Source organism: Mycobacterium kansasii ATCC 12478 (genome assembly GCF_000157895.3).
Taxonomy (GTDB): Bacteria; Actinomycetota; Actinomycetes; order Mycobacteriales; family Mycobacteriaceae; genus Mycobacterium; species Mycobacterium kansasii.
In genome coordinates this window covers 5440192-5457780 of the sequence record NC_022663.1, presented here as the reverse complement: position 1 = coordinate 5457780, position 17589 = coordinate 5440192, and the positions used below count along the sequence as shown (strand labels likewise).

Annotated in this window: 18 protein-coding genes and 1 pseudogene; 16 read left to right on the top strand and 3 right to left on the bottom strand. The window is 66.0% G+C overall.

Annotation, left to right across the window (positions count from 1 at the left end):
• Positions 1-165: 165 nt before the first annotated feature.
• Positions 166-573, bottom strand: a complete 408-nt coding sequence (locus MKAN_RS23595) for a PPOX class F420-dependent oxidoreductase (protein ID WP_023372405.1) — start codon at positions 571-573, stop codon at positions 166-168.
• A 209-nt stretch (positions 574-782) separates the two neighbouring features.
• Positions 783-1268, bottom strand: coding sequence for a (R)-mandelonitrile lyase (locus MKAN_RS23590; RefSeq protein WP_023372404.1), 486 nt, complete (start codon positions 1266-1268; stop codon positions 783-785).
• Positions 1269-1468: 200 nt separating this feature from the next.
• On the opposite strand from MKAN_RS23590, the gene MKAN_RS23585 reads away from it, so the two are divergent.
• Positions 1469-2485 (top strand): alpha/beta hydrolase, encoded by a 1017-nt coding sequence (locus tag MKAN_RS23585; protein ID WP_023372403.1) that lies wholly within the window; start codon positions 1469-1471, stop codon positions 2483-2485.
• Positions 2486-2493: 8 nt separating this feature from the next.
• Positions 2494-3873 (top strand): mycothione reductase, encoded by a 1380-nt coding sequence (gene mtr, locus MKAN_RS23580; protein WP_023372402.1) that lies wholly within the window; start codon positions 2494-2496, stop codon positions 3871-3873.
• A gap of 2 nt (positions 3874-3875) precedes the next feature.
• On the opposite strand, the gene MKAN_RS23575 is transcribed toward mtr, so the two are convergent.
• Positions 3876-4409 carry a Fur family transcriptional regulator gene (locus MKAN_RS23575; RefSeq protein ID WP_036392029.1) on the bottom strand — a complete coding sequence of 178 codons (534 nt, stop codon included), beginning with the start codon at positions 4407-4409 and terminating at the stop codon, positions 3876-3878.
• 480 nt (positions 4410-4889) lie between these two features.
• Between MKAN_RS23575 and MKAN_RS23570 the strand changes: the two genes are divergently transcribed.
• The 14 genes and pseudogenes from MKAN_RS23570 to MKAN_RS23510 all read left to right on the top strand — a co-directional run bounded on the left by MKAN_RS23570 (position 4890) and on the right by MKAN_RS23510 (position 17589).
• Positions 4890-5261 (top strand): WhiB family transcriptional regulator, encoded by a 372-nt coding sequence (locus MKAN_RS23570; RefSeq protein ID WP_165800770.1) that lies wholly within the window; start codon positions 4890-4892, stop codon positions 5259-5261.
• Positions 5262-5381: 120 nt separating this feature from the next.
• A complete protein-coding gene (nicT, locus tag MKAN_RS23565; protein ID WP_036391343.1) occupies positions 5382-6518 on the top strand; it encodes a Nickel transporter NicT in 1137 nt (378 codons plus the stop codon).
• Between the two features lie 420 nt (positions 6519-6938).
• A complete protein-coding gene (locus MKAN_RS23560; protein WP_036392022.1) occupies positions 6939-7247 on the top strand; it encodes a PE family protein in 309 nt (102 codons plus the stop codon).
• Complete coding sequence (locus MKAN_RS23555; protein ID WP_023372397.1) at positions 7244-8851, top strand: PPE family protein; 1608 nt, start codon at positions 7244-7246, stop codon at positions 8849-8851. The genes MKAN_RS23560 and MKAN_RS23555 overlap by 4 nt, the downstream gene beginning before the upstream one ends.
• A gap of 226 nt (positions 8852-9077) precedes the next feature.
• Positions 9078-9413, top strand: coding sequence for a hydrogenase maturation nickel metallochaperone HypA (locus MKAN_RS23550; protein ID WP_023372396.1), 336 nt, complete (start codon positions 9078-9080; stop codon positions 9411-9413).
• A 12-nt stretch (positions 9414-9425) separates the two neighbouring features.
• Positions 9426-10199 carry a hydrogenase nickel incorporation protein HypB gene (gene hypB / locus MKAN_RS23545; RefSeq protein WP_023372395.1) on the top strand — a complete coding sequence of 258 codons (774 nt, stop codon included), beginning with the start codon at positions 9426-9428 and terminating at the stop codon, positions 10197-10199.
• Positions 10200-10459: 260 nt separating this feature from the next.
• On the top strand, positions 10460-11515 hold the full coding sequence (locus MKAN_RS23540) for an NADH-quinone oxidoreductase subunit B family protein (protein WP_023372394.1): 1056 nt from the start codon (positions 10460-10462) through the stop codon (positions 11513-11515).
• 39 nt (positions 11516-11554) lie between these two features.
• Positions 11555-13354 (top strand): nickel-dependent hydrogenase large subunit, encoded by a 1800-nt coding sequence (locus MKAN_RS23535; protein ID WP_023372393.1) that lies wholly within the window; start codon positions 11555-11557, stop codon positions 13352-13354.
• A gap of 83 nt (positions 13355-13437) precedes the next feature.
• On the top strand, positions 13438-14343 hold the full coding sequence (locus MKAN_RS23530; protein WP_023372392.1) for a NifU family protein: 906 nt from the start codon (positions 13438-13440) through the stop codon (positions 14341-14343).
• Positions 14340-14966 carry a DUF5947 family protein gene (locus tag MKAN_RS23525; protein WP_023372391.1) on the top strand — a complete coding sequence of 209 codons (627 nt, stop codon included), beginning with the start codon at positions 14340-14342 and terminating at the stop codon, positions 14964-14966. The genes MKAN_RS23530 and MKAN_RS23525 overlap by 4 nt, the downstream gene beginning before the upstream one ends.
• A gap of 8 nt (positions 14967-14974) precedes the next feature.
• Positions 14975-15628 (top strand): DUF6084 family protein, encoded by a 654-nt coding sequence (locus MKAN_RS23520; RefSeq protein WP_036392019.1) that lies wholly within the window; start codon positions 14975-14977, stop codon positions 15626-15628.
• Positions 15625-16963, top strand: a pseudogene (locus MKAN_RS23515) (hypothetical protein). The gene MKAN_RS23520 and the pseudogene MKAN_RS23515 overlap by 4 nt, the downstream one beginning before the upstream one ends.
• Complete coding sequence (locus MKAN_RS33120) at positions 16951-17070, top strand: DUF6893 family small protein (protein WP_023372388.1); 120 nt, start codon at positions 16951-16953, stop codon at positions 17068-17070. Before MKAN_RS23515 ends, MKAN_RS33120 begins: the two are co-directional and overlap by 13 nt.
• Positions 17071-17088: 18 nt before the next feature.
• Positions 17089-17589: a hydrogenase maturation protease gene (locus MKAN_RS23510; protein WP_023372387.1), complete on the top strand. Its 501-nt coding sequence runs from the start codon at positions 17089-17091 to the stop codon at positions 17587-17589.

The following is a 17589-nucleotide window of genomic DNA, read 5'->3' as shown; positions in this document are numbered from 1 at the left end:
ACGTCCTGCCCGGCTATTGGCAGCATCCGATCCCGCTCGGACCGAACCCAGCCGATGAATGCGTCGACCCGCCCGGCTCACGAGGCCAAAACGATTGGCACGCACTTAGTTCCGCGCGCAACGTTCCGCAGGAATACGGTGCGGAGTCGTAGCGGTGGACGCTGGTCAGTCTTTCGTCACGTTGCGTGCGTGCAGAGCCGGGGATTCGCTATCCAGTCCCCACACCACGATCCGCCGGGGATGAATGCGGATCAGGGCACCGCCGGACCCCTCCTGTGCGCCGTCCACCGGTAGGGCCTCGGCCCGCCCGCGAATCTCGATTCCTCGGGGGCGCCACGGATCGATGGAGGCGAGGTCATCGATGACGAATGACACCCGGGGATCGTTCTCGACGTTGCGAAGCTTGCGGCTGCCGGCCATCGCGCGGCCACCGATGTCGATGGTGTCCAGCTCCGCGTTGTACTGGAAGCGGACCGGCCGCACCTGGGGTGATCCTTTGGGGGCGAGCGTCGCAAGCCTGCCCAGCCGCTGGCTGGCCAGATATTCGATCTCGACGTCGGTGAACACAGTCACAAGCGGTGATCCTCACCTGGGCGGGTCGGGGGACGGGTCGGGGGGCCGGTCGGCGAGCGGGTTGGCGGGCGACCCGGATCGCAGACCGAAGCGGACCGGACGACAGTGTAGAAGTGACCAGGTTGGCGGTCAATCATCGTCGACGGCGTTCGGGTAGCACGCGCCCAACGGGCTGGGTCGATCGGACTTTCCCTGCGTTACCGGCGTCATCAGCTCAGATATTGCTCGTCGCTTACCTTCTCCAGCCAGTCGACAAAGCGCCCGTCGACCATCTCTTGAATGGCGATGTGGGTTAGCTCGCCGCTGGGGGTGGCTCCGTGCCAGTGTTTGACTCCGGCCGGAGTCCAGATCACGTCCCCGGGATTGATCTGCTGCCTGTCACCACCCCATTGCTGTATCCAGCCGGTGCCGGCGGTGACGATCAGCGTCTGGCCGGCCGGATGAGTGTGCCACACGCTGCGGGCACCTGCGGCGAAGGTGAGCTGTCCGCCAAAGGCGTTCGCGGAGCCCGCCGGCCCGAACAACGGTTTGACCGTGACGTCGCCGGTAAAGAACTCATGCGGTCCCGGCGTGGCCGGACGGTCACCATCGCGGGAGATGCGCATGGCCTCCTCGGCTCCGGTGGGACCAAGCTTGAAAACGCCAAGCCGAGAATATGCGGCGACGAACGCCGCGAATGTCACGATGCCTCGCATGTCACGCCTTTCACCGGACCGGTAAGCGGATCCTAACTACCGGGACCGGAAAGCGGGGACGATTCAGGTCCTACAAGCGTGCTGACCCGAGAACGCCGACATCGCCGGCGTCACCGACTCCCGCGCCGGACGACCCCTGGTGCATCGGGTCAACCGAGCGTCCGACAGCAGGACCGCCGACCACGCTCTAAGCTGGCCCCGTGACTGGCTGGATGCCCGACGTCCTGCCCGGCTATTGGCAGTATCCGATTCCACTGGGACCGGACCCCGACGGTGAAGGCGACGTCGTCGCAACGCTGATCCGCCGCGGAGAACCCGTCCGGACCGATCACGCCGTCCTGGCGGTGCACGGCTATACCGACTACTTCTTCCACACCGAACTGGCCGATCACTTCGCGCGCCGCGGCTTCGCCTTCTATGCGCTGGACCTCCGCAAGTGCGGCCGCTCCCGCCAGGACGGCCAGACCCCGCACTTCACCACCGATCTGGCTCACTATGACGCCGAACTGCAACACGCCCTGCGGGTCATCGGCGAGCAAACGGACACCGCGCGAATTCTGGTGTACGCCCATTCCGCCGGCGGGCTGATCGTCTCGCTGTGGCTGGACCGGTTGCGCCGGCGCCGCACGACAGTGCACGCAGCCGTCGGTGGCCTGGTACTCAACAGCCCCTTCCTGGACCTGCACGGGCCGGCGATCCTGCGTTCGGGCCTCACCTCGGCTGCGGTCGCCGCGATCTCGCGGATGCGGCCCAAGAGGGTGGTCCGGGCACGGCGTGAGGGCGGATACGGCACCACCCTGCACCGCGATTATGATGGCGAGTTCGAATACAACCTGCAGTGGAAACCCGTGGGCGGCTTCCCGGTCACCTTGGGCTGGGTGCATGCCACACGTCGCGGCCAGGCACGGCTACATCGCGGGCTCGACGTCGGTGTGCCCAACCTGATCCTTCGTTCCGATCACACCGTGCGCGGAAACGCCGACCCGGCAGCCCTGCAACGCGGCGACGCGGTGCTCGACGTCACCCATATCGCCCGCTGGGCGGGTTGTATCGGCAACCGCAGCACCATCATTCCCGTGCCGGACGCCAAACACGACGTGTTCTTGTCGCTGCCGGAGCCGCGCCGGATAGCCTATCGCCACCTGGACAACTGGTTGGACCACTACCTCAGCACACTGGATGACACCGGCGCCTCGGCATCGTCGGGGAAAGGGTGAGCGCCTCAATGGAAACCTACGACCTGGCGATCATCGGAACCGGTTCGGGCAACAGCATTCTCGACGACCGCTATGCGCACAAACGGGTGGCGATCTGCGAGCAGGGCACCTTCGGCGGCACCTGCCTCAATGTCGGGTGCCTGCCGACGAAGATGTTCGTCTACGCCGCCGACGTGGCCAAAACCATCCGTGGTGCCAACCGGTATGGCGTCGACGCGCACATCGACGGGGTGCGCTGGGACGATATCGTCTCCCGGGTCTTCGGGCGCATCGATCCGATCGCGATGGGCGGCGAGCAGTATCGGCGCTCGGCCCGCAACATCGACGTGTACCCCGCCCATACCCGATTCGGGGGTGTCCAGGCCGACGGGAGCTATCTGTTGCGCACCGACGGTGGTGACGAGTTCACCGCCGATCAGGTGGTGATCGCGGCCGGCTCGCGGCCGGTGATTCCGCCGGCGATCCTGGCCTGCGGCGTCAGGTACCACACCAGCGACACCGTCATGCGGATCGCCGAGTTGCCGAAGCATCTGGTCATCGTCGGAAGTGGTTTCGTGGCAGCAGAATTCGCGCACGTATTCTCGGCGTTCGGGGTTCGCGTCACATTGGTGATCCGGGGCGGCTGTATGCTGCGGCATTGCGACGACACGCTGTGCGAACGGTTCACCCGCATCGCGTCGACCAAGTGGGAACTGCGCACCCATCGCAATGTCGTGGCCGGGGAAAGCGGCGCAACCGGCCTGTCGCTCACGCTCGACGACGGGTCCACCATCGACGCGGATCTGCTGCTGGTGGCGACCGGCCGGAGGTCCAACGCCGACCTGTTGGACGCCGACCGGGCCGGCGTCGACGTGGCCGACGACCGGGTGGTAGTCGACGAATACCAAAGGACTTCCGCGCGTAATGTTTTCGCCCTCGGTGACGTCTCGTCGCCATATCAGCTCAAACATGTTGCCAACCACGAAGCCCGTGTCGTGCAACATAACCTGCTGTGCGACTGGGACGATACCGCGTCGATGGCCGTTACCGACCATCGCTACGTACCGGCGGCGGTGTTCACCGATCCCCAGCTGGCCGCTGTGGGATTGACCGAAAACGAAGCCGTGGCAAGAGGTTTCGATGTTTGCGTCGCAATACAGGACTACGGCGACGTCGGTTATGGCTGGGCGATGGAAGACACCACCGGGTTCCTCAAGCTGATCGCCGAACGCGGCAGCGGGCGCCTCCTGGGCGCGCACATCATGGGCCACCAGGCGTCGTCGATCATCCAGCCGCTGATCCAGGCGATGAGCTTCGGACTCACCGCAGCCGAAATGGCCCGCGGCCAGTACTGGATTCACCCGGCGCTGCCCGAGGTCGTCGAAAACGCACTGCTGAACCTGCGCTGACGTCAGCGCCGGCGCTGCGCAGGATCGCGTCTCCGGGGAGGGCGCGGATCGGTCGCGTCGCCCAGATCCTGCACGATGTCCTGACACGCCGGGCACAGGCCGCGCAGCGTCAGACCGGCCCGCTCCGACAGCGCGAACGAGCTGCCCGCCATCGCGTGCTCCAGCGCCGAGCTCAGCTGCCGCGCGGGCACTTCGATGATCGCCCCACACCGGGTGCACACCGCATGGTGGTGCGGCGCGGTGGCCAGCCCGTAGGTGGTTACCCCCCCATCGAGGGTCAACGCATGCAACACCCCCTGGTCGACCAGGGTGGTCACGGTGCGGTAGACGGTGGCCAGGTCGGGCGGCTGGGTCTCGGCGGACAGGCAGGCGGTCAACCGCTGATGAATCTCGGCCACCGACAGATGGCCGTTAACCGGTTCGAGGACCGCCAGCACCTGAATCCGCGAGGGCATCCGCCGCAGGCCGTGGGCACGCAGGAGCCGACCGATCCGTTCAGTGACGGCCGGGTCCAGGCCCGACGGCTTTGACGTCACCCGTTCAGTGTCGCGCCGCAAGGCCGGGTTCGCCAGTATCCCGTCCGGCGCGGGGTGCTGAGGAGTCAGCTGATGGCGGCACGTCCCGCGCGCCGGGGGACCCGCCACCACGTCCCGGGCTTGGCCCGATGCGGACGCCGACTGCCGGGCGCCGGCAATCTCGGCGGGGCCGCGCACCCGGACCCGCGGGGCAGATCCGGCACGGCGCCCGGCAAGGACGATGGTCACAGCCACAAGGGATTTGAAGCCTCTCCGGTGGTGACAATCGGCCCTAGGCGCTACCTGGCGCCTTTTCGTACTGTCGCGACAGACGCCTGTTCGACACCGCTCTATCCCCGCACCGGCGGGGATGAGCATGACAGGGGGTTGAGCCGCCGCCGAATCTGGCGCGGGCACGCACTTGGCCGCGGGCAAAACAGGCCGTTCGAAAAGTTCATCTGTTGACGCCGGCCGCAGCCTTGGGGGATTCTTGTGCCAAAAATCCGGAACGACGCCGCGCAAACCGGCGCCATTACTGCAGTTCACCGCCCTCCCTATGGCTCGGACGCCGAGGCCCGGGCCGCGTGGGTGTCCCAAGCCCGGTGCCGCAACATCGACCCGGAGGAATTGTTCGTGCGCGGCGCCGCCCAGCGGGAAGCGGCGACGATCTGCCGGAACTGCCCGGTGATTCTCGAGTGCGCCGCCGATGCTCTCGACAACCGCGTCGAGTACGGGATCTGGGGCGGCCTGACGGAACGCCAGCGTCGTGCCCTCCTCAAGCAGCACCCCGAGGTGAAGTCCTGGGCGGCCTTCATCGCCACCCGGCGCAACCACCACGCCGCGGCAGCTGGGACCGGCGCCGCCAGCGTGTAGCGCGCGACGCGATGTTCACCGGCGACAAACCCCCGGTGCTTCTGCAAGTGACTTGCAATAACTTAGGACGCAACCTACAGTCGTGCCTGTTGCGTTCGGCCCGCCGCTGCAAGGACCAACATGGCCCGTAGAGAACTCGACCGGCGCCCGTCATATCCCGCACAGACGACAGGTTTCTCCCGGGTGCTCGGCGTATTGGCACCAGCGGAGTGGTGGCGCCTGGCATCGATGTCGGCCGTCATCGTCGCGTTGCACCTGGTTGGCTGGATCACCCTCATCGCTTTGGTGGAGCCCGCGCAACTCGCCGTGGGCGGCAAGGCATTTGGCATCGGCATCGGCTTGACCGCATACACGCTCGGCATGCGGCACGCCTTCGATGCCGACCACATCGCCGCCATCGACAACACCACCCGCAAGCTGATGAACGACGGGCAGCGGCCGCTGGCCGCCGGGTTCTTCTTCTCGCTGGGCCACTCCACCGTCGTCTTTGCTCTGGCGGTATTACTGGCGACCGGAGTCAAAGCCATCGTCGGACCGGTTCAACAAGATTCCTCCTCATTGCACCACTACACCGGCCTGATCGGCACCGGCGTGTCCGGAGTGTTCCTGTATCTGATCGCCGTGCTCAACGTCATTGTCCTGGCCGGTATCCTGCGCGTGTTCACCCGGTTGCGTCGTGGCGAGTTCAACGAAGCCGAGCTGGAGCAACACCTGGACAACCGAGGACTGATCAATCGATTCCTCGGGCGGTTCACCAAGGCGATCACCAAGTCCTGGCATATGTATCCGGTGGGTTTGCTGTTCGGGCTGGGCTTCGACACCGCCACCGAAATCGCGCTGCTGGTACTGGCGAGCACCAGCGCGGCAGCCGGATTGCCCTGGTACGCCATCCTGTGCCTGCCGGTGCTGTTCACCGCGGGCATGTGCCTGCTGGATACCATCGACGGTTCGTTCATGAACTTCGCCTACGGCTGGGCATTCTCCAATCCGGTGCGCAAGATCTACTACAACATCACCATCACCGCACTGTCGGTAGCGGTCGCGTTGCTGATCGGCAGCGTCGAACTGCTCGGCCTGTTCGCCGACGAATTCGGCTGGCGGGGCCCGTTCTGGAAGTGGATCGCCGGATTGGACCTGAACGTGGTCGGCTTCGCGGTCGTCGGCATGTTCGTTGTCACCTGGGCCGTCGCCCTGCTGGTATGGCGCCTCGGCCGCATCGAAGAAAAGTGGACCACCGCAGCCAGCAGCGCAACGTGATCGCATGAGTGCTGTGGCGCCTCGGCGGCGGGGCGGCCAGTCCGAGCAAACGTCATGCAAACAGCGTCCCGAGTTACGACCCAACGTGGCACGCCTGACGTAAGACCCTGGGGATTCGGAAACTGACGGCAAGCGCCGTCTTTTCGGTGCGACACCGCGTGTCCACTCGTTAAACCCTGCGTCTGGGCCATGGGAAGGTCTGTCCGCCCCAGTGGATGCGCCAGGTGCCGCCCGCGGCGGCCCGCCGGGCCCCCGTGCACCTCACAGCTCACCCTGCCGTGGTCCGGCTCGCAGGCGTTCCCGCATCGGGGAACGCACATCAACCGTGGGGCCCGACTAACCCGGGAAGCTATATGGTAATGATTTTCATGTTCAATAGTATGCTACGTGAAGTTGCAGCGCGAAGATGGAGGGACCGTCGTGACGTTGAGCGTTGTTCCGGAAGGGCTGATCGCCGCGAGCGCGGCCATCGAAGCATTGACCACACGGCTGGCAGCGGCGCATGCAGCCGCGGTTCCGCTGATCACCGTGGTGGCCCCGCCGGCTGCAGATCCGGTGTCGGTGCAAAGCGCAGTCGAGGCCGGTGTTCGTGGCAGCGCACACGCTGCCGTGGCGGCCCGGGGCCTCGAGGATCTCGGCCGCTCAGGTGTCGCGGTAGCCGAGTCCGCTACCACTTACGCAACCGGCGACGCGGTGGCGGCCGTTTCCTACCTCAGTGCTGGACTATGACCGCGCCGGTGTGGCTGGCCTCACCTCCGGAGGTGCATTCAGCGTTGCTGAATAGCGGCCCGGGTCCAGAACCGTTGCTGACAGCCGCGGCGGGATGGTCCTCACTGAGCGACGAATACGCCGCGGTAGCAGCAGAACTGGGAACGTTGTTGGCCGCGGTGCAGGCCGGGGTGTGGCGGGGGCCCAGTGCCGACGCATTCGTGGCCGCCTACGGTCCCTACCTGGCCTGGTTGGCACAGGCCAGTGCCGACACCGCGACAGCGGCCACCCGGCACGAGACCTTGGCCGCGGCATACACGGCCGCATTGGCGGCCATGCCGACTCTGCCTGAATTAGCCGCCAATCATGCCAGCCACGCAGGTTTGGTGGCGACGAATTTCTTCGGGATCAACACCATCCCCATTGCGCTCAATGAGGCCGATTATTTGCGCATGTGGATTCAGGCCGCGACGACTATGGCGACCTATCAAGCAATATCCGGAAGCGCGGTGACATCGATCCCACAGACTGGGCCCGCCCCGCCGATCCTGAAATCGAACACACCGGCCCAGGAGTCCGGGAAGGCCGGCGATTCAGGCCACGCCACCCCGATAGACAACCTCATCGCCGAAATACTGAAAGTGATCAGCGGCGGCCGCATCATCTGGGACCCCGCGAACGGCACCCTCAACGGGTTGCCCTACGACGCGTACACGAACCCCGGACAACCAATCTGGTGGTTAGCTCGCGCCCTAGAATTCTTTCAGGACGGCGAGGAATTCTGGCGGCTCCTCTTCACCAATCCGGTGGCGGCGTTTGAGTTCCTGTTCGGCATCTTGGTGTTCGATTTGCCGACGCACATCATGCAGATCGTCACCTGGCTAGCCCAGTCCCCGCAGCTGTTGGCGGTTGCCCTCGGCCAAACCATCGCCACGCTGGGGGCGGCAACGGGCTTCGCCGGACTTGCCGGCCTGACTGCCACCCAGATTGCCGCGATCCCGGTACCCGGCCCGGAGCCGGTGCTGATGCTACCGATGACATTGCCGGGCGCCGGGATAGCTCCGACGCTTTCGACGGCCACGGCCTCGGCAACTGCTCCCGCCGCGGCGCCGGCGCCCGCTGCCGGCATCGTCGCGTCAACCCCTGCGCCGACACCAGCGGCCGGTATCGAAGGGTTTCCCCCCTTCGTCGTCGGCGGCCCGACCATCGGGTCAGATTCCCGACTTTCGACCCGTGCCCGGACGAAGGAGCCAGCTACTGATTCGGCCGCGGCCGCCGCGGCCGCGCAGGCATCGGATCGGCGGGAGGCCCGCGCACGTCGGCGCCGACGGACGCCGGCCGGCGAACGGGGACATCGCGACGAGTTCGCCGAGATGGAACTCGATGGGGACCTGGCCGCTCCCCGACCCGACGAACAGCAGGTTTCAGGTGCGTCGGCGTGGGGTGCGGGTCCGCTGGGATCCCGCGGCACGGCCCGCACCCAGACACTCGTCGAAGCGGCGGGTTTCGCCACGCTTGACGGCAGCGGCCTCGGCGACGGCGCACGGATGCCGATGATCCCCGGGACCTGGAATGCTAAGGCAGACAACGGGACAGACAACCCACACCACAATCAGAAGCAGTGAAGACGAGTTATTGGATCGATGCGGCTCGGCGAGGCGGCCTAGTGTCTTGAGTCATTGACCAGGCGGAAATCCGTTGCGGTACGCGTTGTCGCTCCTGGCGTCAGCGTCGATCTGAGAGCCGGTCCTCGCCATCGGCGATAGCTCGATCGACCGTAGACGGTGTAGAACATGCTCATGAGCACCCTGGTGCTTCGGCTCACCCAGCGACGCTGCGCCGGGCCCGGTCATGCATGAGCTCGCCCTGTGCGAGGCGATCGCCGGCGTGGTCAGGACACATGCCGACGGACGCCACGTCGACGTCGTCCGCGTGCGGGTGGGCGCGCTTCGGCAGGTGGTCCCGGAGTCGCTGTCGTTTTGCTGGACGCTGGTCCGGGACTCGGCGGACATGCCGGACGCCGAGTTGGAACTGGAATGCGTCACCGCCGAGGTCCGCTGCCGCGCCTGCGGCCGGCGGTCGGAAATCACCTCGGCCTGGTCGATCTGGTGCCCGCACTGCGACAGTCCCGACGTCGAGGTGCTACGCGGCAATGAATTTCTGGTGACGTCGCTCGATGTCTCGTGAAAGGTGTTGGAAATGGGCAGGTTTCACCGACACGATGACGGGACTGTGCACATCCACGAGCATGAGCACGGCGACCACGACCACGGGGACCACACCGGTTACCAGACCGGCGCTGCACGCATCGACGTCCTCGAAGACATCTTCGCCGAGAACGACGCGCGCGCCACTATCAACCGGGCGGCATTCGACAGCAACGGCATCCGCGCGCTCAACCTGATGAGCTCACCCGGGTCGGGAAAGACCACCGTGCTGCAAGCCACGCTCGACGAGCTCGCCGGCGAGTTCGCAATCGGGATAATCGAGGGCGACATCGCCACCGACCTGGATGCCGCCAAACTCAGCGGCCGCGGCGCCCAGGTGTCACTGCTCAACACCAGCAACGGTTTTGGCGGCGAATGCCATCTGGACGCACCCATGGTCAACCGCGCCCTGCCGGGTCTGGACCTGGCCCGCCTGGACCTGGTGATCATCGAAAACGTCGGCAATCTGGTCTGCCCTGCCGAATTCGACGTCGGCGAGCACGCGAAGGCCATGGTCTACTCCGTCACCGAAGGCGAGGACAAACCGCTGAAGTATCCGGTGATGTTTCGCTCGGTGGATGTGGTGCTGCTCAACAAGATTGACCTGGTGCCCTACCTGGACGCCGATGTGGAGGCCTACATCGCCCATGTCCGCCAAGTGAATGCGGCCGCGGCGATCTTGCCGGTCAGTGCGCGCACGGGTGCGGGTATGGCTGCCTGGTTCGGTTGGCTACGTCGGTTCGTCCGCGGCGTGCCCACCGGCTAACGCGTTGACGAATCGTCAATTGCAAACAATTTGCAATGATCACGGGCATGCCGGATTGCGAATTCCGTTCTGGCACTGATGGTAAGAAACAAAGACAGGCTATACAACAGACGGCCACCGAATGCCGAATCGGTTGCCACCTGCGAACCATTGACAAGGCATGACGACACGGAGTAGACCCAGAAATAGCGCTGCGCAAGTGGGCCGACGGTCGACTCCGGCAGTGTCAGGGGTTTCAGCTCGCCCCGGAAAGCTGCAATATGCCAACAGAAGCAGCAGTCAAAGCAGAAGAAGCATTGATTCACGTTCTGTGGATCAATGCAGGTCTCAGCTGTGACGGCGATTCGGTGGCGTTGACTGCCGCCACCCAGCCCAGCGTCGAGGAAATCGCTCTCGGAGCGCTTCCCGGCCTCCCCAAGGTCGCCGTGCACTGGCCGCTGATCGATTTCGAATGCGGACCCACCGGCGGGGCCGACGACTTCCTCGCCTGGTTCTTCAAAGCCGATCGCGGCGAATTGGAGCCCTTCGTGCTGGTCGTCGAAGGGTCGATACCCAACGAAAAGATCAAGGACGAGGGCTATTGGTGCGGGTTCGGCAATGATCCGGCGACCGGCCAGCCGATCACCACCAGCGAGTGGCTCGACCGGCTGGCACCCAAGGCCACCGCGGTCGTCGCCGTCGGGACCTGCGCCACCTATGGCGGCATTCACGCGATGGCCGGCAACCCCACCGGCGCGATGGGTGTTCCCGACTACCTCGGCTGGGACTGGAAGAGCAAGGCCGGCATCCCGATCGTCTGCGTGCCCGGCTGCCCGATTCATCCCGACAACCTCGCCGAGACATTGACCTACCTGCTCTACATGGCGACCGGCCAGGCGCCGATGATTCCGCTCGACGACGCGCTACGGCCCACGTGGTTATTCGGGCAAACCGTGCACGAGGGCTGTGACCGAGCCGGTTACTACGAGCAGGGCGACTTCGCCACCGAATACGGTTCGCCGAAATGCATTGTGAAGCTTGGCTGTTGGGGTCCCGTTGTGAAATGCAACGTGCCCAAGCGCGGCTGGATCAACGGTGTCGGTGGGTGCCCGAACGTCGGGGGCATCTGCATCGGCTGCACGATGCCGGGCTTCCCGGACAAGTTCATGCCGTTCATGGACGAGCCGCCGGGCGGCAAGGTGTCCACCACCGCGTCGGGTCTGTACGGAACCGTGATCCGCAACCTGCGGGGCATCACCAACCGCACCCTGGACAAAGAGCCGCGCTGGCGCCATAAGGGCGACAAACTGACCACCGGCGCGCAGCGCACTTGGTAGGTCAGGCGCTTCAATCTCAGCTCAGACGGAGAGACTTCGATGACCACTATCGTCCCCGAGCCGACCACCGCCAAGCGCGAACCCGGCCAGCTCGTCGAAATGTCCTGGGATCCGATCACCCGGATCGTGGGCAGCCTCGGCATCTACACGAAGATCGACTTCGAGAACAAAGAGGTCGTCGAGTGCCACAGCACCTCGTCGATCTTTCGCGGTTACTCGATATTTATGAAAGGCAAGGATCCCCGCGACGCCCACTTCATCACCAGCCGCATCTGCGGCATCTGCGGCGACAACCACGCCACCTGCTCCTGCTACACCCAGAACATGGCCTACGGGGTCAAGCCGCCGCACCTCGGTGAATGGCTGATCAACCTCGGCGAGGCCGCCGAATACATGTTCGACCACAACATCTTCCAGGAGAACCTGGTCGGCGTGGACTTCTGCGAGAAGATGGTCGCCGAAACCAATCCGGGGGTGCTGGCCAAGGCGGAGAAAACGGCGGCGCCGCACGCCGACGCGCACGGCTACAAGACCATCGCCGAGATCATGCGCTCGCTCAACCCGTTCAGCGGCGAGTTCTACCGGGAGGCACTGCAGGTCAGCCGCTGGACCCGGGAGATGTTCTGCCTCATGGAGGGTCGCCACGTACACCCGTCGACGCTGTACCCGGGCGGCATCGGAACCACCGCCACCGTCCAGCTGATGACCGACTACATGACCCGGCTGATGCGCTACGTCGAGTTCATGAAGAAGGTCGTACCGATGCACGACGACCTGTTCGACTTCTTCTACGACGCCCTGCCCGGCTACGAGAAGGTCGGCCTGCGCCGCACGCTGCTGGGCTGCTGGGGCTCGTTCCAGGATCCCGAGGTGTGCAACTTCCAATACAAGGACATGGAGCGTTGGGGTAACGCCATGTTCGTCACCCCGGGCGTGGTGGTCGACGGCAAACTGGTCACCCACTCGCTGGTGGACATCAACCTCGGCATCCGAATCCTGTTGGGCAGTTCGTATTACGACGACTGGGCCGACCAGGAGATGTTCGTCAAGACCGACCCGCTGGGCAACGCCGTGGACCGGCGCCATCCGTGGAACCAGCACACCAACCCCCATCCGCAGAAGCGGGACATGGACGGCGGCAAGTACAGCTGGGTGATGTCGCCGCGCTGGTTCGACGGCACGGACCATCTGGCGCTGGACACCGGCGGCGGCCCGCTGGCCCGGTTGTGGGCCACGGCACTAGCCGGCCTGGTCGACATCGGCTACGTCAAGGCGACCGGCAACAGCGTCAAGATCAACCTGCCCAAGACCGCCCTGAAAGGTCCGGTCGAATTCGAATGGAAGGTGCCCAGGCACGGCAGCAACACCATCGAACGCGACCGGGCCCGCACCTACTTCCAGGCCTACGCGGCCGCATGCGCGCTGCACTTCGCCGAGAAGGCGTTGACGGAAATCCGCGCCGGACGCACCAAGACGTGGGAGCGCTTCGAGGTGCCCGACGAGGCCATCGGCTGCGGGTTCACCGAAGCGGTGCGGGGCGTGCTCAGCCACCACATGGTGATCCGCGACGGCAAGATCGCCAACTATCACCCGTACCCGCCCACCCCGTGGAACGCCAACCCGCGCGACAGCTACGGCACGCCGGGCCCTTACGAAGACGCGGTGCAGGGTCAGCCGATCTTCGAGGAGAACAGCCGGGAGAACTTCAAGGGCATCGACGTGATGCGCACGGTACGCAGCTTCGATCCGTGCCTGCCCTGCGGCGTGCACATGTACCTGGGCAAGGGCAAGACGCTCGAGAGACTGCACACGCCGACGCAGTCACCGATCGAGGCGTGATGATCGCGAGCGCGGCGAAGCCGGGCGCTGGGGGCACCTCCCGCGTGCGGGGGCCGGGTCATCACCATCAAAAGGAGTGACGCATGGCCGATCGCCCGGATACCCCCGAGAACGACACACAATGGCGCACCGCGGGCGATCGAATCCAGACCCTGCTGGATTCCTGCGCGGCAGCCGGGCCGGTCGTGCAGGAACGCGCCCAGCAACTGGTCCGCGAGGTGGTCGGACTCTACGGAGCCGGGCTGGAACGGATCATCGGGCTGCTTGGCGAGGCGGCGCTCGACAACGGCCTAGCCGAGCGGCTGGCCACCGACGACCTGGTGGCCAGCCTGCTCCTGGTGCACGGCCTGCACCCCCATGATGTGCACCGGCGGGTGTCGGACGCGCTGGAACGGGTGCGGCCCTACCTGGGGTCGCACGGCGGCGACGTCGATCTGCTCGAAGTCACCGATACCGTTGTGCGACTGGCGTTCACCGGCAGCTGCAAGAGTTGCCCGTCGTCGGCGGTGACGCTGGAGCTCGCGGTGCAGGACGCTATCCGCGCGGCCGCCCCGGAGATCTGCGCGATCGAACTGGTCACGGACACCAAGCCCGGCACCGTTATTGCGGCCGAAACCCTTTTGGCGCGAGTGCATTCCAACGGCCACGGCGCTGCCACCTGGCATCCGGTGCCGGAGCTAGACGAGTTGGAGTCCGGCGAGGTGGGCGGTTTCCTGATCGCCGGCACCACCATGCTGGCATGTCGGGTCGGCGACGACATCTTCGCCTACCGGGACCACTGCCCGGTGTGTGACGACACGCTGGCCGGTGCGGCTCTGGCCGACCGGCTGCTCCACTGCCCGCGCTGCGGAACCGGATTCGACGTGGTGGGTGCGGGTGCCGGCGCGAACGGTGCCCACCTCGACCCGTTGCCGCTACTGACCCGGGACGGCGTGCTCTCGGTGGCGCTACCCTGCGCGGTGACCGACGCCATGGGAGCTTCGGCATGACCAGTCCCTATGAAGTCCTGGCGCGGATCAGGACCAACCAGCCGGCCCCCGAACCCGCCGGCGAGCGATGTGAGATGTGCTCGGAGTCGATACCCGACGAGCATCAGCATGTGGTGAATGTGGCCGGGCGGCAACTGATGTGCGTCTGCCGCGCCTGCTACCTGCTATTCACCGACTCCGAAGCCGAGCTGCGCTACCGCGCCGTGCCGGACCGGTATCTGGCGTTCCCCGATTTCGCTCTCGACCGGCCCACCTGGGAGGCACTGCAGATTCCGGTCGGGGTGGCATTCTTTTTCACCAACTCCGCCATCGGCCGCACCGTCGCCTTCTACCCGGGTCCGGCCGGCGCCACCGAATCGGAACTGGATCTCGACGCCTGGAACGCCCTCGGCGGGGCCGACCCCCGGCTCAGCCTGGTGGCCGACGACGTCGAGGCGCTGCTGGTCCGGGTCCCCGAATCTGGTTCTCCGCAAAGCTTCCTGGTACCGATCGACGCCTGCTACGAATTCGTCGGCCGGTTGCGATTGCTGTGGCGCGGCTTCGACGGCGGCCAGCAGGCGCGGGAATTCATCGACGGCTTCTTCGCCCAGGTCGCCGCCCAAGCACGGGAGACGCCGCGGTGACCCAGCCGATGGACCTGATGTTCGCCGTACTCGACGTGGCGCCCGAGCCGTACACCGTCAGCCCGTTGCTCACCGCCCGCATCGACATCGCCTCCAGCGGCTCTGAGGTAGGGGACCCGGTGCACGCCATCGCGCTGCGCTGCCAGGTCCGCATCGAACCGCTGCGGCGTTCCTACTCCGACGACGAAGCCGCCGGACTGCTCGACTTGTTCGGACCCCGGGAACGCTGGGCACACACCCAACGGACCTTCCTGTGGCAGCATTGCACCGCCATGGTGCCGGGTTTCACCGGCCACACCACCGCGGCGCTGCCCCTGGCCTGCACCTACGACTTCGAGGTGGCCGCGGCCAAGTACCTGCACGCGCTGCGCGACGGCGCGATCCCCCTCCAATTTCTGTTCAGTGGAACAGTTTTCGCGAAATCCGAGCGCGGCTTCTCGGTGCAGCACGTTTCCTGGGACTGCGAGGACCGCTATGACATGCCGGTCGCGGTATGGCGTGAGCTGATGGTCCAGCACTACCCGAACACGGGATGGCTGCGGCTCAGTCATGACACCATCAGCGCGCTCGCCCACTATAAGTCGGCGCGCGGCCTGCTCGACCTCGACCACGCTCTCACCGCGCTGTTGGCCGACGCATCGCAACGAGAGGCAAGCCCGTGACCTCCAGCTGGGACCGCGCCCGCGCCGTCGCCGACGCGGTGCTCTACGAAGGTTACCTGCTCTACCCGTACCGCGGGACGTCCAGCAAGAACCAATCCCGTTGGCAGTTCGGCGTTCTGGGACCACCCGGCGCGGCCGACGCCGGGCTGGGCGAAGACGACACGATGGCGGCGCAGTTCCTGGTCGACGGCGCCCGGGCGATCACCCTGGTGGTGAGATTCCTGCAATTGCAGCATCGCCGCGCCGAGCGGGCACGTGCCGGCGGCGGCTTCGAACCCGTGGCCGAACTGACCACGGCGTCGGGATCGTGGCTGTCCTGGGACGAAGCCGTCGAATGTGAAAGGTCATTCGGCCCGTTGGCATTCGAGGACCAGCCGTGGAGGCTGCCGGTGCTGGCGCAGGAGGCCAGCGATGTCGAATCCGTCGACGGCGGCCGGCTGGTTCGGCACCGCCGCCAGGTGCGTGGCGAGCTCAGCGTCTCCTGCGAACCCGACGGTGAGCTGCGCCGGGTCTCGTTGCGTGTCACCAACGTCGGTCCCAGCGCTTGCGATAAGAACGATGCGATTGCGCGGTCGCTGATCGGTACCCATATCCTCGCCGAAGTCGTCGGCGGCCAGTTTGTTTCGTTACTCGAGCCAGCGCCGGCCGCATCCGGGTCGGTGTCGCGGTGCACCCAGCACCGCTGCTTCCCCGTGCTGGCCGGGCCACCGGGCAGCCACGACCTGCTGCTGATTTCGCCGATCATCCTCTACGACCACCCCGAAATCGCCGAACAGAGCAGCACCGAGCTGTATGACTGCACCGAGATCGACGAGATCCTGACGCTGCGCGTGATGACCATGACCGACGAGGAAAAGGCTCAGGCGCGGGCCACCGATCCGCGGGCCGCCCGGATCATCGACCGGTGTGAGGCCATGTCCCCGCAGGACATGTCCCGGTTGCACGGGGTGCTGCGGGATCCGCACGGGGTTGTCGGGCTGGTCCCGGAGATACCTGTGGGGCTCGACTGGTGGGATCCGCTGGCCGACGACGCGGTTCGTCCCGAGATCGACGCCGTGCTGGTGAACGGAGTCCGGATCGCCCGGGGCAGCCGGGTCCGGTTACGGCCGAGGCGCAACGCCGACGCGCAGGACATCTTCGTCGCCGGCAAGACCGCCCACGTCGCGTCGGTGCACCAGGACGTCGACGGCAACACGCACGTCGCCGTGGTGGTCGACGACGATCCGGCGGCCGAATTGCACGAGTGGTATGGCCGCTACCGGTACTTCTCCCCTGACGAGGTGGAACCGCTACAAACTCACAACATGTGAAAGGAGTTCGCCATGGACGTCTTAGGTTGGGTGTTCATTGCCCTCATCGCGCTGGTGGTGGCCGTCGCGGTGGCCTTGGGTGTGGCATCACTACCGGATGCCCGCCGCTACCTGAAGCTGCGGCGGATGTAGCCGGGCCCGGGTCAACCCATGACAGCGCGCATCCTGGTCGCCGGAATCGGCAACATTTTCCTGGGGGACGACGGTTTCGGCTCCGAGGTGCTGCGCCACGCCGCGATTCCGCAGGACGGTTCGCAGGTCCGCGTCATCGACTACGGCATCCGCGGCATGCATCTGGCCTACGACCTGCTCGAGGGCTGGGACACCCTGGTGCTGGTCGACGCGGTGCCCAGCCGCGGCGATCCGGGCGCCTTGCACGTCTTCCAGGCCGATCATGACTGGTGGTCCGACCCGACGAGCCTGGACGCGCACAACATGGACCCGGCCACCGTCTTCGCCAACCTGCGGGCGCTGGGGGGCACGCCGCCCTACACCGTCGTCGTCGGGTGCGAGGCGGGTAGCGTCGAAGAAGGCATGGGGCTCAGCGAACCCGTCGCCAAGGCCGTCCCCCGCGCCGCCCGCGCGGTCGAGGAGATCGTCGCGGCGTTGCGAACAACCTCGGCCCCGGAAGCGATCCGAGAGGAGTGCTGA

Bases quoted from the DNA above. Each gene is read 5' to 3' on its own strand.
- MKAN_RS23590 (WP_023372404.1), bottom strand. From the start codon at position 1,268: ATGCGAGGCATCGTGACATTCGCGGCGTTCGTCGCCGCATATTCTCGG.
- mtr (WP_023372402.1), top strand. From the start codon at position 2,494: ATGGAAACCTACGACCTGGCGATCATCGGAACCGGTTCGGGCAACAGC.
- nicT (WP_036391343.1), top strand. From the start codon at position 5,382: ATGGCCCGTAGAGAACTCGACCGGCGCCCGTCATATCCCGCACAGACG.
- MKAN_RS23555 (WP_023372397.1), top strand. From the start codon at position 7,244: ATGACCGCGCCGGTGTGGCTGGCCTCACCTCCGGAGGTGCATTCAGCG.
- MKAN_RS23550 (WP_023372396.1), top strand. From the start codon at position 9,078: ATGCATGAGCTCGCCCTGTGCGAGGCGATCGCCGGCGTGGTCAGGACA.
- hypB (WP_023372395.1), top strand. From the start codon at position 9,426: ATGGGCAGGTTTCACCGACACGATGACGGGACTGTGCACATCCACGAG.
- MKAN_RS23540 (WP_023372394.1), top strand. From the start codon at position 10,460: ATGCCAACAGAAGCAGCAGTCAAAGCAGAAGAAGCATTGATTCACGTT.
- MKAN_RS23535 (WP_023372393.1), top strand. From the start codon at position 11,555: ATGACCACTATCGTCCCCGAGCCGACCACCGCCAAGCGCGAACCCGGC.
- MKAN_RS23530 (WP_023372392.1), top strand. From the start codon at position 13,438: ATGGCCGATCGCCCGGATACCCCCGAGAACGACACACAATGGCGCACC.
- MKAN_RS23525 (WP_023372391.1), top strand. From the start codon at position 14,340: ATGACCAGTCCCTATGAAGTCCTGGCGCGGATCAGGACCAACCAGCCG.
- MKAN_RS23520 (WP_036392019.1), top strand. From the start codon at position 14,975: ATGGACCTGATGTTCGCCGTACTCGACGTGGCGCCCGAGCCGTACACC.
- MKAN_RS33120 (WP_023372388.1), top strand. From the start codon at position 16,951: ATGGACGTCTTAGGTTGGGTGTTCATTGCCCTCATCGCGCTGGTGGTG.
- MKAN_RS23510 (WP_023372387.1), top strand. From the start codon at position 17,089: ATGACAGCGCGCATCCTGGTCGCCGGAATCGGCAACATTTTCCTGGGG.